At 57.8% G+C, this 14708-nt stretch carries 11 protein-coding genes, 7 tRNA genes and 1 pseudogene; 4 read left to right on the top strand and 15 right to left on the bottom strand.

The features are described 5' to 3' along the window. Position 1 precedes the first annotated feature (1 nt). The 14 genes and pseudogenes from ACYQ12_RS06630 to ACYQ12_RS06565 all read right to left on the bottom strand — a co-directional run bounded on the left by ACYQ12_RS06630 (position 2) and on the right by ACYQ12_RS06565 (position 9314). Positions 2–3358 (bottom strand): STY4851/ECs_5259 family protein, encoded by a 3357-nt coding sequence (locus ACYQ12_RS06630; protein WP_459869320.1) that lies wholly within the window; start codon positions 3356–3358, stop codon positions 2–4. Between the two features lie 629 nt (positions 3359–3987). Continuing rightward, positions 3988–4127 (bottom strand): annotated as a pseudogene (locus tag ACYQ12_RS06625) (DDE-type integrase/transposase/recombinase); the annotation flags it as partial. A gap of 242 nt (positions 4128–4369) precedes the next feature. Then, positions 4370–4457, bottom strand: a tRNA-Ser gene (locus ACYQ12_RS06620). A gap of 96 nt (positions 4458–4553) precedes the next feature. Beyond that, on the bottom strand, positions 4554–5060 hold the full coding sequence (locus tag ACYQ12_RS06615) for a YiiD C-terminal domain-containing protein (RefSeq protein WP_459869318.1): 507 nt from the start codon (positions 5058–5060) through the stop codon (positions 4554–4556). Between the two features lie 30 nt (positions 5061–5090). Then, a complete protein-coding gene (locus tag ACYQ12_RS06610; protein WP_459869316.1) occupies positions 5091–5651 on the bottom strand; it encodes a nitroreductase family protein in 561 nt (186 codons plus the stop codon). A 104-nt stretch (positions 5652–5755) separates the two neighbouring features. Then, entirely contained in the window at positions 5756–6589 is an 834-nt protein-coding gene (queF, locus tag ACYQ12_RS06605) for an NADPH-dependent 7-cyano-7-deazaguanine reductase QueF (protein WP_459869314.1), read from the bottom strand. A 2-nt stretch (positions 6590–6591) separates the two neighbouring features. Further along, positions 6592–7365, bottom strand: a complete 774-nt coding sequence (locus tag ACYQ12_RS06600) for an ABC transporter permease (RefSeq protein ID WP_459869312.1) — start codon at positions 7363–7365, stop codon at positions 6592–6594. After that, the gene (locus ACYQ12_RS06595) at positions 7362–8324 is read right to left on the bottom strand and encodes an ABC transporter ATP-binding protein (RefSeq protein WP_459869310.1); all 963 of its coding nucleotides are present in this window, start codon (positions 8322–8324) and stop codon (positions 7362–7364) included. The genes ACYQ12_RS06600 and ACYQ12_RS06595 overlap by 4 nt, the downstream gene beginning before the upstream one ends. Before the next feature lie 260 nt (positions 8325–8584). Continuing rightward, positions 8585–8659 (bottom strand) — tRNA-Gly (locus ACYQ12_RS06590). A gap of 50 nt (positions 8660–8709) precedes the next feature. After that, positions 8710–8785 (bottom strand) — tRNA-Glu (locus tag ACYQ12_RS06585). A gap of 85 nt (positions 8786–8870) precedes the next feature. Continuing rightward, a tRNA-Gly gene (locus ACYQ12_RS06580) sits at positions 8871–8945 on the bottom strand. A 33-nt stretch (positions 8946–8978) separates the two neighbouring features. Then, a tRNA-Glu gene (locus ACYQ12_RS06575) sits at positions 8979–9054 on the bottom strand. Between the two features lie 85 nt (positions 9055–9139). Next, a tRNA-Gly gene (locus ACYQ12_RS06570) sits at positions 9140–9214 on the bottom strand. A gap of 24 nt (positions 9215–9238) precedes the next feature. Further along, positions 9239–9314: transfer RNA gene (locus ACYQ12_RS06565), tRNA-Glu, on the bottom strand. Positions 9315–9530: 216 nt separating this feature from the next. On the opposite strand from ACYQ12_RS06565, the gene msrB reads away from it, so the two are divergent. The 4 genes from msrB (at position 9531) to htpX (ending at position 13379) form a co-directional block, all read left to right on the top strand. Further along, the gene (gene msrB / locus ACYQ12_RS06560) at positions 9531–9929 is read left to right on the top strand and encodes a peptide-methionine (R)-S-oxide reductase MsrB (RefSeq protein ID WP_459869308.1); all 399 of its coding nucleotides are present in this window, start codon (positions 9531–9533) and stop codon (positions 9927–9929) included. An 83-nt stretch (positions 9930–10012) separates the two neighbouring features. Further along, positions 10013–10984, top strand: a complete 972-nt coding sequence (gene ylqF, locus ACYQ12_RS06555) for a ribosome biogenesis GTPase YlqF (RefSeq protein ID WP_459869306.1) — start codon at positions 10013–10015, stop codon at positions 10982–10984. Positions 10985–11122: 138 nt separating this feature from the next. Beyond that, entirely contained in the window at positions 11123–12349 is a 1227-nt protein-coding gene (locus tag ACYQ12_RS06550) for a pyridoxal phosphate-dependent aminotransferase (protein WP_459869304.1), read from the top strand. A 127-nt stretch (positions 12350–12476) separates the two neighbouring features. Beyond that, positions 12477–13379, top strand: coding sequence for a protease HtpX (htpX, locus tag ACYQ12_RS06545; protein ID WP_459869302.1), 903 nt, complete (start codon positions 12477–12479; stop codon positions 13377–13379). An 83-nt stretch (positions 13380–13462) separates the two neighbouring features. Here htpX and pdxB read toward each other — a convergent pair whose 3' ends face one another. Beyond that, a complete protein-coding gene (gene pdxB / locus ACYQ12_RS06540) occupies positions 13463–14614 on the bottom strand; it encodes a 4-phosphoerythronate dehydrogenase PdxB (RefSeq protein WP_459869300.1) in 1152 nt (383 codons plus the stop codon). Between the last annotated feature and the right edge of the window lie 94 nt (positions 14615–14708).

Genomic DNA, 14708 nt, shown 5'->3' with positions numbered 1-14708 from the left:
CTCAGCCCTCGTCTTTGGCCGACGAGGCCAGTAAATAAGAAACCATAAGGGTATGTACAGGGCTATACCAGCCACTACGATCAAAATCAGATATTAACTTGGTAATGAACTTGAGTAGTGTTAAATCTATAGGCAAGTCGTACAATCTTGCCTTGCCGGCTGTTACATGAGCCATGAATATAGGGAAATAGGTTACTGCGTCAGTGAACCAGATTTGGGATAATTCTTTGACTTTCTTCGGTAAGTCCTGCTGATTTACCCAACTCGCCAGCAGTTCGCCCATCTCAGTGGGCCAGCGTTCATTGGATTCATGACGTCGACGCAAATCCTGATACCAAGTTGGTAGTACATACTCTGGCCCAACCGATTTGAGTGATCCACTATCAGCCGTCTCAAGATAGATATCAACATACTCGAAGCCAGAAACAACAGCAGGCATGACTATTTTGCGGTTCTCTAGGATCCGCTGCTGGAGCACTGCAGGCAATGCCATGTCCTCCAACCAATTTCGAAAATTCACATAGGTGCTAGCCCACAGAGGCAGGGGTATCCACTCCCAGACCACCGCGAGTTCATCCTTAATACGACTACAGAAAGCCTCGTCCAGCTCCATTTTGAATACTGCGGCTGCCAGTGCTTGTGGATGGCGAGCAAGTGATAGCCAGCTTTCAAACGAGGATAAGGGAAGGTGGCTATAGCCTTTTTTCAAGTCTGCCAAGTACTGCCAACCGCTATGATCGAAGTCGTTCGCCATCTGTGCTATCTGGCCATCAATCACCCCAGGGTTGTGGTACGGATGATATAGCTCAGTAGCCTGATGGAGTGACTGGGCCTCAACCTGACCCATAGTAGAAAGCTTACTAGGCACATATAACACTGGCCGGAACTGGATATCAGAATTATTTTCAGGATAAATCAACCATGGCCCTTTTCTTTCCATTGCGGTCGGTATCCTGTACCTACCCACGCCCACATCTTGGCTAGTCTGCTCGCTAATATGGAGGGGTGCCTGCTTAGGGTCAGAAAGCAGCATAGCTGCCACTCCAACATCGGATAATACCTTTTGGCGGTCTCCGATACTATGGATCGAGAAAAGGGATTGCTCAGCCGTATCTTCCCAATGGACCGAGCCATTATAGCGATGAATATCTAGCACCATTAAGCGCTGCTCAGTCTCGACAGTCATCCTGATAAATGCGTCCTGGCTATCTACAGCCCCAAGCATCTGAATCATGTCGTTCTGGTAACTAAACATACTCAGCTCAACTGGCACTGCTCCGACACGAACCATATATTGACGCTTGGGAAGCTGCCCAGACCGGTTAATAAGCTCCAGCGACAAATAAAATTTCTGCTCTTGAGGTAGGCTTGCAGAGAGGACAATTCGCATCCCAAGCAACTCATCCAGTATCAGCTTGCGTCTTGGCGACAGCTCGCCATCGCTGTCAACAAGCCTTGCTCCCCGATCGGGATAGGGAAGGCGAAGCTGAACAGGTTCTGAGCCATACTGGCCAACTATCTCCAATTTTAGACTAGAAGGTGGTATCTCTCCACGAGGGTAGAGGAAAATCTCGTTACCCTGTGTGGACTCAGTGGTCTTCGTAATTACGTTCTCGTTAACCACACGACTGGTTAACCCTTCGCCATTAAGGATCTTAATACGGGCGGGAGTGTTCTGAAGCGCTGGATAAAGGTAAACCTGGAATTTTTTGGGAAGAAAGCCAAAACGTCGGCGAAGGATAGTCTCACCTTTGGCGTTCTTCACACTGTAACGGACCACGCCCGCCTTTGTATTTTCCTGAAAAGTGGCCGCTGGCTGTCCATTCGCATATTCCCGCAGTTCTCCGTAGCTAGCCCAGTACTCCTCAGGCGCCTTTAGTTGCGGCCAGCCTAGAAATGTGTTGGCCGGCAAAGAACCAAAGAAGGCTGCTACTCCCGAGAGGTATGGCTTAGGGCAGGTACCTTCTGTATTACGAAGGCGAATCGAAAATAGGTCCTGGCCATCACACAGTTGTATATCATCCGAGGAATCAAGCCACTCTGCTCCGTTCTCCTCCTTGAGGATTTCCTGAACTGTTCCCTTCGTAACTTTATATTGCTCAGGAAGTCTTAATCGCACCTTTTCAGCAGCAATCGATGTACTGAAACTAGAAGCGAACCACCACTCCTCCTCGTGGGGTTCAAATATTAGAGGAGTATCTTCATAATCGAGCACACTATCCTTAAGGTGAAAGATATGTATAGATCTTCCGTTTTCTAGCAAATGTAAGCTGACAGGGTTACGGGTTTCTCGCCGATTTAAGAGGACCTGTCTACTCGGAAAACGCACCTTCACACCATGCTCATCTATTTGAGCATAAACAGCACCTCCCTTAGCAAGCAGCTGTTCACCTTCATAGTAACCAAGTTCTAGGCGCGTCGTACTAAGCTCACAGGTATCGAGCTTCAGTGTCTCTTCCTTCGGGAGAACCAGTTCAGTGCAGATGTGCCATGCGGGCAATTCACCTAACAGCCGATGCTTACATATGAAAGCCTGGGTTCTCTCGGCAGCTTCTTTATCCTCCCTGCGTCGCTGGCCTGCATTCTTGAGCCAGTCATTTACTAGGCCTCGACCATTGCGCTCCCCCAGCGGGATGGGAAATGCAGAGCGCCAGGCAGGATAATGTGCATCAAGATAAGCGGCCGGATCTTCTTGTTCTCTTAAAGGGAACTGCTCAACTAAATATATCAGCTGCTCGACGATGCCTGCCAGGAGCTGCCGGGTTTCCAGGTTCCGAAAAGTAAGCGGCAGGTATTGCTCGTGATCAGCCATTAGGTCAGCCATGGTACGCTGACCAGCTTCAGTGCGGTGATACTGCTTGATTCCCTTGCGTACTGCCCTACCGAATCCATGCGACTCGCTTTGGACTAGCAGCCATGGCAAACCACCTTCTAAAAACAATGATCCAAGCCAATCGTGACCATTCTCACGCCTGCGCACAGGGCGTTTCCAATAAGCCAAGCCAACTTTAACCATCTCAGCGTGCTGTTGCGGACTAAAGCTGCATGCGATTGGTTCCTCAAACACCGCCCAGGACCAGCCACTCGCACCGTCATAACTCCTTCGATAGCTCTCTGAAACATAAAGGCAGAAGCATGCTGCATAATGTCTAGCCTGAACTGGGCTGAATGCTTCTGCCCTGCTCTTCTTCAACAAGCTACAGAGAGAATTAAATTCTTCCTGCGTGACTTGGTAGCTATACAGGTAACGTCCATCGGGAGCGGGGACAATGCCTCGAATCAGCAGGAACTCGCTGAGCCAGGCACGGGCTGGGGCTGGGGCACTGCTACGTGGTCGTACTTTCACTTTGGCAACCATTTTAGTAAGTCTGCATACCTACAAGCCACCCTACCACGCCAGTCGCCACTTTGAAGAGACCAAATGAAGTGAACCAACATAGTGCCTGATAGGCTGGACACAGCTGCTTTGCCTTAGGCTTTTCTACGACCGGTTTCGACTATGGAGATTACCGCCTTGAAAAAAGGGATGGGGAGCCACCTAACCCCCACACTCATGCGCTTGAGCGAAGCGGTCTGACCTAACCTAGGGTTTAGTGGATGCCGGTCTAAGCGATCATTAGGCCTCGCAGGCCCTCGGGACTGATCATCCAGTCGCACTGTTCAGGTGTTGCTGGTTGTACTTCCTCTTGGTGTATTCGAACACCTGCGCCCGTATGCTCTACCGGGTCTCGAAACACTCACCATGGATTGCTTCGATCTTGAGTCGAGGAAGAAGCTCTCGGCACAGACGTTAATCGTAGTAGTTGCCCTTGGCACACATACTGCACTTAAGGCCGTGTCCGGCTAGCAATGACTGATGCCGGGTCGAGTAGTATTGGCTGCCACGGCCTGTGCACACGGTGGCTCCCCTTGGGGAGCTTCCAGTGCTCCAAGGTCATTGGAGGACATCACAGACCAGGTCCGTGGCTATCCGTTCGCTTATCGCCCTGCCGATCACTTTGCGTGAGAATAGGTCGACTAGCACCGCCAGGTAGAACCAACCTTCACCGGTCGGCAGATAGGTGATATCGCCGTCCCATTTCTGGTTCGTCGCCATAGGAGGTGAAGTTCTGATTCAACAGATTGGGCGTTGACGTCGGCCTTTCGATTAAACGGTAGGCTATCGTCAACCAGGCTCAGGGCCAATCTGGGAGTGCCTGAGCGCTCACCAGCTAGCCGACGCTCCCCCAGCTAAAGTTATCTAGAGTCCAAGTGCATCCGGAACAAACCAGAGAAAGCTAAATCGAAGGCGTGGGTTAAAGTGTGGGTTACAAAGCATAAAAAACAAAAAAAGCCGCTAAAATTAGCGGCTTATCTATTCTATATTCTTTGGCGGAGAGGGAGGGATTCGAACCCTCGAAGCCTTTCGACTTACACACTTTCCAGGCGTGCTCCTTCGACCACTCGGACACCTCTCCGCATTTCATCCCGTTGGACACCTTCACTTGTCCTTCAGAACGGCGCATATGGTAACGAGCTAAGCCCGCGTTTGCAAGCGGTTTTCCCGTTTCAGCTCATGCCTGGGTTGGCAGTACCACATACTCACCCTCAGCCTCCAGGCAAAGCGTGTCATGGCAGTACAATCGCTGTAGCAACGCGATGCGCCCCCGCCCTCTGCTCTGCAGACTTTCGCCAAGACGAGACTCGGTTGCCGGCTCAAGCGGCGTGCAAGTCAAACGGTAGTCGTCCACCACAGGCGCCAGGAAACGCTGGCAAGCCTTGGCCACGACGACGTCCTGGGCCCTTCCGTGGGCACGCAGCCAGAGCGTTGTCCAGACCCAGCCGATCAGTGTCGTCTGCGCTGTCAACGCCCCGCCGAAGCCCGTGCCCTTGTCGTTGAGATTGGGAATCAGCGAAAGATCCCAGACCAGCGTGCCTTGCCGCCAATGCATGCCATTCAGCCCGAGCTGACCGGCAAGCGGAATCGCCCGCTCCATCCAGAAGTGAAAAGCATCCAGATCCTCCTCCTGCCCTGCGTCAGGCAGCGGCAGGCGGGGATACAGCACTCCGGGCTGACGCATCAGCCGGCCTTGTTCTGAGGGAACGTCATCTCAGCCCCAGCGCTCGACATAGTCATCGGGGTCGCGTTGCGGCACCGGCTTGTGCCGCCCGCCGAGATGACCGAGATAGAGGAAGGCCACGATCTCATCGTCCCTGTCGAGGCCCAGCCCCTCGCGCACGGTATCGTCGAAAGCGAAGGTGCCGGTACGCCACATGCCGCCAAGCCCCAACGCCTGAGCGGCCAGAAGAATGTTCTGCGCGGCACATCCGGCCGAAAGCAGCTGCTCGATCCGGGGTACCTTGGGATGCTCCGGCACCACCTTGGCAATCACTGCAATGATCATGGGGGCCCGTTTGGGCTTCTTGCGCACGGAATCCAGCGCCTTGTCATCCGCTCGCGGATCCTTTCTGCGCTCCGCTTCGGCAAACAGATCCCCCAGGCGATCCAGCCCCTCCCCCGAGAACTCGATGAAGCGCCAAGGAGTGAGTTCCTTGTGATCCGGCGCGCGCAGAGCGGCGCGATACATGGCGTTGAGCTGGGCAGCATCGGGCGCTGGCCCCGTCAACTTGCCCATCGAGCTGCGTTCGTGCAGCAAAGTCATTGCGTCCAAGAGAGACCTCCTATTTCATCCAGACTTAATCGAGAATCCTTCTCACCTTAACACAACAACCGACATTTCCACCCGCCGACAATCTCACTGCCATACGCCAGCGCTTATTGCCGCGCCAGACGCAGTGGCTCGGGCGGGTGCTCGCCGGGCGTACCGCGCCACGGGCTGATGTCCAACCCACCACGGCGTACGTAGCGCGCCAGTACCAACAGGCGTTCGGGCCGGGCATAGGCCATCAGGTCAACAAACAGGTGCTCCACGCAGTGCTCATGGAAATCCTGATGCTGACGGTAGGACACCAGATACTTCAGCAACGCTTCACGTTCTAGCCTGGGACCGCGGTAACGAATCATCACGCTGCCCCAATCGGGCTGGCCGGTCACCGGACAGTTGGATTTGAGCAGATGCGAGTGGAGCGTCTCTTCGACGACGTCCTCGCCTACGCGGATCAGCCCGGGATCGGGCACGTAGCCATGCATCTCGATATCGAGATGATCCAGGCACTCGCCAGGCAGGCGGCGAGGCATCAGCGCCTCGTCGTCGACGTCGAACAGGGCGATGTCCAGCCTTGCCCCGGCTGCGGCGGAGAGATCGCGCTGCAGCGTCTCGGCAACCTGCTCGCGGTCGGAAAAATGCGATTGGTTGAAGCTATTGAGGTAGAGCTTCCATGACTTGGATTCGATCAGATTGGGCGATGTCGCCGGCAGACGAAAGCGTGCCACGGCCACGACCGGCTTGCCCTTGGGGTCTAGCCAGGAGAGCTCGAAGGCATGCCATTCGTCCTCACCGACAAACGGTAATGCCTGATCGACAATTCCCAACGGTGCCCGGTTGGCCGCGCGGGGGATAGGAAAGAGCAGGCTCGCATCGTAATGCTCCGGATAGGCGGATTCCCGGCCCAGCGGAGCCTCCTCCAGCGTTTCGGGACGATGATGCATGCTCAGCTCCTGATCCCTTTGCCACGATTCAGCATCCACAATGCAACGGAAAAGAACACGACGATGAATACGGCAATCGCCACCAGGGCACCTCCCACCGCGATGTCGGAAACCCCGAGAATCCCGTAGCGAAATGCGTTGACCATATACAGAATGGGGTTGGCCATCGATACACTCTGCCAGAAGTTGGGCAGCATGTTGATCGAGTAGAACACCCCACCCAGATAGGTCAGCGGTGTGAGCACGAAAATCGGCACGATGGAGATATCGTCGAACTTGTGCGCCACCAGGGCGTTGATGAAGCCGCCGATGGAGAACAGTGCCGCCGTCATCAGTACCACGCTCAGGGTTACCAGCGGGTGATGGATCGACAGGTCGGTGAAGAACATCGATACCACGGTGACGATGATGCCCACGCCCAGACCGCGAGCCATCCCCCCGATCACGAAGCCGGCCAGGATCACCCAGTTGGGCATTGGCGAAACCATCATCTCTTCCACGCTGCGCTGAAACTTGTTGGAGAAGAACGACGAGGCGACATTGGAATAGCTGTTAGTGATCACCGACATCATGATCAGGCCGGGGACGATGTAGTCCATGTAACTGATGCCATCCATCTCTCCGATACGCGAACCGATCAGATTGCCGAAGATGATGAAATACATCGCCATGGTAATCGAGGGCGGCAGCAGGGTCTGAGGCCAGATACGCGTGAAGCGGCGCACTTCCTTGGTGACCATCGTCCAGAGCGCGATCCAGGTCTGCCAGGCATTCATGAGCGCACCTCCGAGACCTGGGCGGTTCTGCCACTCTCGATATTGGCGTTCTCGACCATCGACACGAACATCTCCTCCAGACGGTTGGCGCGGTTACGCATCGACACGATATCGAAGCCCTGGGCAGAGAGCTGGGCGAAGGCATCGTTGAGCTGCTGGCCGCGCTTCACCGCCAGGGAAAGCTGGGCATCGTCGACCTTGCTGATCTCGAACCCTTCGATCACCGGTATCTCACGCATCGGGCGCGCCAGATCAAGCAGGAATATCTCGGTGTCGAGCTGCGCCAGGAGATCGCGTACGCTGGTATTCTGGACGATGTCGCCATGGTTGATGATGGCGATGTTGCGGCACAGACTCTCGGCTTCTTCGAGATAGTGCGTGGTCAGGATGATGGTGGTACCTTCCTGATTGATACGACGCATGAACTCCCACATGCTGCGACGCAACTCGATGTCCACTCCGGCGGTGGGCTCGTCGAGAATCAACAGCCGCGGACGATGGATCAGGGCGCGGGCGATCATCAGGCGGCGCTTCATGCCCCCCGAGAGCATCCGTGCACTGCCCTTGCGCTTGTCCCAGAGGCCAAGATCGGTCAGCAGTTGCTTGGCGCGGGGCCGGGCCTCCTTCATCGGCATGCCATAATAGCCCGCCTGGGTGAGCACGATGTCCTCGACCTTCTCGAACTGATTGAAGTTGAATTCCTGAGGCACCACACCGAGATGGTATTTCGCCTTGGCAAATTCCCGATCGATATCGAGGCCGAATATCTTCACCTGCCCGGCGGTCTTCTGGACCAGCGAACATACAATTCCCAGCGTGGTGGACTTGCCCGCCCCATTGGGGCCGAGCAATGCAAAGAAGTCACCTTGAGCGACGTCAAGATCGATGCCCTTAAGGGCATGGAAGCCATTACCGTAGACCTTGGTCAGCCCACGGATGGACAGTGCCGGTTCCGCCATCAAGCGCACCTATTTTTAATGATCGGACAAGTGATTAGCCGAGTAAACAAAGGACATAGATGATGCGGGCAAATAAGGAAAAATCAACGCCTGTCTTGGCAATGAACTGCAAAATCACGAGATTCTGCCGTACAGCACGAGAAGCGTGACGACCAGAGGGAAAGGAGAAAGCGAACGAACTGGAGCGGGAAACGAGATTCGACCGGGCTGGCGCTCCAGCTCGCGACCCTCATTACACACCCTGGTGAAACCAAACGAACTGGAGCGGGAAACGAGATTCGAACTCGCGACCCCAACCTTGGCAAGGTTGTGCTCTACCACTGAGCTATTCCCGCATGAGAAGAGTGAGTCCTGGACTCGGCAGCTTGCGCTGCATACGGCGAAGTGGCGTCCCATAGGGGGTTCGAACCCCTGTTACCGCCGTGAAAGGGCGGTGTCCTAGGCCACTAGACGAATGGGACGCATGGAGCGGGAAATGTGATCCGACCGGGCTGGCGTTCCAGCTCGCGACCCTCATTGCCTACCCTATCGCTGCCAAACGATATATGGAGCGGGAAACGAGATTCGAACTCGCGACCCCAACCTTGGCAAGGTTGTGCTCTACCACTGAGCTATTCCCGCAGTGCTCGCCTTATCAACTGGCTGACCGGAAAGTGGCGTCCCATAGGGGGTTCGAACCCCTGTTACCGCCGTGAAAGGGCGGTGTCCTGGACCACTAGACGAATGGGACGCATGGAGCGGGAAACGTGATCCGACCGGGCTGGCGTTCCAGCTCGCGACCCTCGCTGCCTACTCTGCCGCTGCCAAGCGGCGCATGGAGCGGGAAACGAGATTCGAACTCGCGACCCCAACCTTGGCAAGGTTGTGCTCTACCACTGAGCTATTCCCGCACTCCGGTACCCGAAAAGGTGAGATGGCGTCCCATAGGGGGTTCGAACCCCTGTTACCGCCGTGAAAGGGCGGTGTCCTAGGCCACTAGACGAATGGGACGCAATATCCCTCGCCTCATCGAGGTGGCGCGTATAGTACTGAGCGTGTTTTTCGCTGTCAAGCGTTGGGATGCGTTCGATGTCCTGCGCCCGATCACTCCAACGAACGGCAAGTCACTGAGGTTTATGGCCCTGACAGGACTTATGGGCTAACGTCTCGATAAGAGTAAGCCGTCAATGAGGCGTAAGATACCGCGATGGCGGATCAGGAGGAGAGATGAGCAAGATGCATAAAAGCGATGCCCAATGGCGCGAGCAACTCACCCCCGAGCAGTACCACGTGACCCGAGAAAAAGGTACCGAGCGCCCTTTCACGGGTGATTACCAGGTCACTAACGATCAGGGGATCTACCACTGCGTATGCTGCGGCGCCCCTCTGTTCGAGAACGAGCACAAGTTCGAAGCGGGCTGCGGCTGGCCGAGCTTCGATCGTCCCCTGGCGGATGCCAGTGTGGAAGAGCATCTCGACACCACTCACGGCATGCGACGTATCGAGGTGACCTGCCGGCGCTGCGACGCCCACCTAGGCCATGTCTTTCCCGACGGCCCGCACGAAACCACCGGGCTACGCTATTGCATCAATTCCGTGGCATTGGATTTTCGCCCCGGGGAGTGATATCGACGCAACGATGTCCCTGCATCGTCCGGCCAGGCTTCTGTTAGAATGGCCGGTCGTTCGCACATGCAAGGGGAAGCGGTATGCTAGGTTGGTATCCGGGACATATGAACAAGGCACGCCGCCAGATCAAGGAGGCACTGCCGGAAATCGATGTCGTCATCGAAGTACTCGATGCACGCCTGCCCTACTCCAGCGCCAATCCCATGCTCGCCGAACTGACCGAGCACAAGCCAGTACTGAAGATACTCTCGCGCGCCGATCTGGCCGATCCGGCGCTCACCGAGGCCTGGGTCGCCCATTTCGATGCCCAACCCGATACCCGTGCCCTGGCGGTGACGACCACCAACGCCCGCGAGCTCAAGCGAATCCCCAATGTATGCCACGAGCTGGCCGGGCAGGTACGTGCCGATCGCGATGTACGGGTCATGGTGATGGGCATCCCCAATGTCGGCAAGTCGACACTGATCAATGGCCTGGCCGGCAAGAAGGTCGCCAAGACCGGTAACGAGCCCGCGGTGACCAAGCGTCAGCAGAAGATCCGGCTGGAAGGCCGCATCGCCCTGACCGATACCCCCGGTGTGCTATGGCCCAAGATCGAGAATCAGGCCAGCGCCTACCGCCTCGCGGCCAGCGGCGCGATACGCGACACCGCCATGGACTATCTCGATGTCGCGGTGATTGCCGCCGCCGAACTGGCCAAGCGCTACCCCGAAGCCCTCAAGACCCGTTACAAGCTCGCCGAGCTGCCGCCCTATGTGCCCCATGCAGACGCCGACAAGGTCGAGGCAGACGGTCCGCGCCGCGTCGACCTACTGGCCCTGGCCGGCTTCGATGGTCAGGCAATCGTTCGCGAGGTCGCACGCAAACGCGGCGGACTGCGCCCCGGCGGCGAGCCGGATCTGCACCGCGGCGCCGAGGTACTGCTCCATGAGTTGCGCGACGGCAAGCTCGGCCGTCTGACGCTGGAGACACCCCAGGATATTCCCGCGCCCGAACCGCAGAACGACGAAGACGATACTCCGCGAGCCGAGGAAAACGGGCAGAGCGAATAAAACCTTCATCCGCGTACTGTTCCGCTCTTGCGCGCCCTTCCCGGCAAGGTATTCTGGGGAGCGGCGTGCAGCCCGCCCCGACAGCGTCTGACGAAAACGCGTCACTTCCCATACGGCTGCGCAGCATACGGAAACCCCATGGACACCCCGATCAGGAAATCGCACAAGCTCGACAATGTCTGCTATGACATCCGCGGCCCGGTTCTCGACCACGCCAAGCGTCTCGAGGAAGAGGGGCAGCGCATCCTCAAGCTCAACATCGGCAATCCCGCACCCTTCGGCTTCGAAGCGCCGGAGGAGATTCTGCAGGACGTCATGCGCAACCTGCCGACGGCACAGGGCTACTGCGATTCCAAGGGACTGTACTCGGCACGCAAGGCGATCATGCAGGAGTGCCAGCGCAAGAGCATTCCCGGTGTCGGCGTCGAGGACATCTACATCGGTAACGGCGTTTCCGAGCTGATCGTCATGGCCATGCAGGCGCTGCTCAACGACGGCGACGAGCTGCTGATTCCCGCTCCCGACTATCCCCTCTGGACGGCCGCCGCCAATCTCGCCGGTGGGCGCCCCGTGCACTACATATGCGACGAGCAGGCCGGCTGGGCACCGGATCTTGCCGACATCCGCGACAAGATCACCAGCCACACCCGAGCGATCGTGCTGATCAACCCCAACAACCCCACCGGCGCGGTCTATCCCCCCGAAGTGGTCAAGGAGTTGCTGGCGATCGCCCGCCAGCATCAGTTGGTCGTGTTCTCCGACGAGATCTACGACAAGATTCTCTACGATGGCATTGAGCACGTCTCGACAGGGGCGCTGGCCGAGGAGGACCAGTTGGTGGTGACCATGAACGGCCTGTCGAAGAGCTATCGCTGCGCCGGATTCCGCTCCGGCTGGATGATTCTTTCGGGCAATGTAGGCAAGCAGCGCGCCGCCGATTTCATCCAGGGCCTCACCATGCTCGCCTCGATGCGCCTGTGCGCCAACGTGCCGGCCCAACACGCTATCCAGACGGCACTTGGCGGCTATCAGTCGATCAACGATCTGGTGCTGCCGGGGGGCCGGCTGCTCGCTCAGCGCGACATCACCTACGAGAAACTCAACGCCATTCCCGGCGTCTCCTGCACCAAGCCCCGGGGTGCGCTGTACGCCTTCCCGCGTCTCGACCCCAAGGTCTATAACATCCAGGATGACCAGAAACTGGTGCTCGACCTGTTGCTGCAGGAGAAGATTCTGCTGGTGCAGGGCACGGCCTTCAACTGGCCGGAACCCGACCACGTGCGCATCGTGACCCTGCCCTGGGCCGAGCAGCTCGAGGACGCCCTGGATCGCTTCGCACGGTTCCTGTCGCGCTATCGCCAATAATTCCCGCCATGCTGTCAAGCGGACCCTTTAAACGCTCGTCGTCACGGTCCGCTTGAAACCTAACGGCCTGGAACACATCTAAGTGCCAGAAAACGAATCACTCCCTGACTACCGAGGAACCCTTCCGATGATGCGAATCATCCTGTTTCTGGCGACCAACCTCGCCGTGGTGCTGGTAGCCAGCATTACCCTGCGCCTGCTCGGCGTCGAGCCCTATCTCAACGCCAATGGGCTGAACATGAACAGCCTGCTGATCTTCTGCTTCGTGTTCGGCATGGCCGGCTCGCTGGTCTCGCTGTTCCTGTCGAAACCCATGGCCAAGATGAGCACGCGTACGCAGATCATCACCCAACCCAGCAACTCCACCGAGCAATGGCTGCTCGATACTGTCGGCGAGCTGTCCCGCGATGCCGGCATCCGAATGCCGGAGGTGGGCATCTTCCCGGCCCAGCAGTCGAACGCCTTCGCCACGGGGTGGAACAAGAACGATGCCCTGGTCGCCGTTTCCGCCGGGCTTCTCAACCGCATGCGCCCGGAAGAGGTGCGTGCGGTACTGGCCCACGAGATCGGCCATGTCTCCAATGGCGACATGGTGACCTTGGCGCTGATCCAGGGCGTGCTCAACACCTTCGTGATGTTCTTTGCCCGCGTCGTCGCGCAGATAGTCGACAGTTTCCTGCGCCGCGACGAGGAGGGTGGTGGCCTGGGCTTCATCGGCTATTTCGCGGTGGTCATCGTCGCCGAGATCGTATTCGGGCTGGTCGCCTCGATGATCGTCGCCTGGTTCTCGCGCTTTCGCGAATATCGCGCCGATGCCGCCGGCGCCAGGCTCGCCGGCAGTGGAGCGATGATCAACGCCCTGGCGCGCCTCAAGGCGGAAACGCAGATGCCCAATCAGATGCCCGAGACTTTCACGGCCTTTGGCATTACCACCGGGCAGAGCCGCAAGATCATGGAGCGGCTGTTTGCCAGTCACCCGCCGCTGGATGATCGTATCCGTGCACTGAAGGAATCCGCCTATCGCCAATAGGCGACACCGGCCATGAACGAAAAGAGACCCGCCAGTTGGCGGGTCTCTTTTTTCAGGGATATCCCAAGGATACCCATGGGAAGCTATTTGCCGGCCAGCTTGAGATTGAAGCCAAACCCCTCCAGCACCTCGCGCAGCCCTCTGGCGTTCTTCTTGAGCTCTACCCGCAGAGTGAAGAATTCACGTCGCATGGGATATTCGGCGCGGTAGGCGTCGAAACCGACGGCCATGCCCATGCGCCGCCGGTAATGATCGAATGCCAGCATGTCGCGGCGTACGTCGTAGCAGGCCCGGGTACACAGCGACAGCGCCTCCAGAGGCGGCGCCCAATGGTTCAGCACGATCTTGCGCAACCAGGGCTCGGGCTTGAGCTGGCCCAGCTTCCTGCGTGCCGGCAAGCCGAAATAGCGCATTGCCGCCTGGTAGACCATCTCGGTGCCACGCATCTTGCCATCCATGCTGTAGCCTGCGATATGCGGCGTGGCGATATCCACCAGTGCATAGAGCGCCTCGTCGATGCCCGGCTCGTTCTCCCAGACATCAAGCACGGTGCGCAGGTCATTGCGAGCTTCCAGCCGCTCACGCAGTGCCGCGTTGTCGAGGCAATCACCACGCCCGGCATTGATCAGGACGCTTCCGGGCTTGAGTGCCTGGATGCGCTCGCGGTTCATGAGATGGCGGGTGGTGTACGGACCGCTCTTGATCAATGGCGTATGCAGGCACACGATATCGGCCCGCTCGATCAGACTGTCAAGATCGACGAATCCCTCGGCGCCCTCCTTCTCGGCACGCGGCGGGTCGCACAACAGGCAGTGAACGTCGAGTTCGTCGAGGCGTGCCTGAAGCCGTCTGCCCACGTTGCCGACACCGACGATTCCCAGCGTCTTGCCGGCCAGCGAGAAGCCCTCCTCCTCGGCCAGCAGCAGCAGGCTCGACAGCACGTAGTCGACCACCGAGTCGGCATTGCTTCCCGGCGCACTGGCGAAGCCGATCCGCTGCTGCGCCAGGTACGCCGTATCGACGTGGTCGGTGCCGATGGTACAGGTTCCCACGAAACGCACCCGAGAGCCTTTCAGCAGGTCCTTGTCGACCCGAGTGACGGAGCGCACGAGCAGCACGTCATGCTCGCGCACGGCATCGGCCGTGATCGCCCGGCCGGATAACCGCGTGACCTCCCCCAGTTCACCGAAGAATTCTTCTACCAGAGGTATGTTCTCATCCACCAGGATGCGCATGATGGCCTCATCTCTCCTTGTTCCCTTGCCAAGGGCGGTTAAAATGGCTCTCGCCCAGCCCCGCCCTTGACGGGCAGGCGAACTCGGCACCCAC

Source organism: Halomonas shantousis, from assembly GCF_054654615.1.
The sequence above is the reverse complement of the archived record's forward strand: the minus strand, read 5'-3'. Positions and strand labels throughout refer to the sequence as shown.

Excerpts from the sequence above, each read along its gene's own strand:
- ACYQ12_RS06550 (WP_459869304.1), top strand. The coding sequence starts at position 11,123 with ATGGACACCCCGATCAGGAAATCGCACAAGCTCGACAATGTCTGCTAT.
- pdxB (WP_459869300.1), bottom strand. The coding sequence starts at position 14,614 with ATGCGCATCCTGGTGGATGAGAACATACCTCTGGTAGAAGAATTCTTC.
- ylqF (WP_459869306.1), top strand. The coding sequence starts at position 10,013 with ATGCTAGGTTGGTATCCGGGACATATGAACAAGGCACGCCGCCAGATC.
- ACYQ12_RS06630 (WP_459869320.1), bottom strand. The coding sequence starts at position 3,358 with ATGGTTGCCAAAGTGAAAGTACGACCACGTAGCAGTGCCCCAGCCCCA.
- msrB (WP_459869308.1), top strand. The coding sequence starts at position 9,531 with ATGAGCAAGATGCATAAAAGCGATGCCCAATGGCGCGAGCAACTCACC.
- ACYQ12_RS06600 (WP_459869312.1), bottom strand. The coding sequence starts at position 7,365 with ATGAATGCCTGGCAGACCTGGATCGCGCTCTGGACGATGGTCACCAAG.
- htpX (WP_459869302.1), top strand. The coding sequence starts at position 12,477 with ATGATGCGAATCATCCTGTTTCTGGCGACCAACCTCGCCGTGGTGCTG.
- queF (WP_459869314.1), bottom strand. The coding sequence starts at position 6,589 with ATGCATCATCGTCCCGAAACGCTGGAGGAGGCTCCGCTGGGCCGGGAA.
- ACYQ12_RS06595 (WP_459869310.1), bottom strand. The coding sequence starts at position 8,324 with ATGGCGGAACCGGCACTGTCCATCCGTGGGCTGACCAAGGTCTACGGT.
- ACYQ12_RS06615 (WP_459869318.1), bottom strand. The coding sequence starts at position 5,060 with ATGCGTCAGCCCGGAGTGCTGTATCCCCGCCTGCCGCTGCCTGACGCA.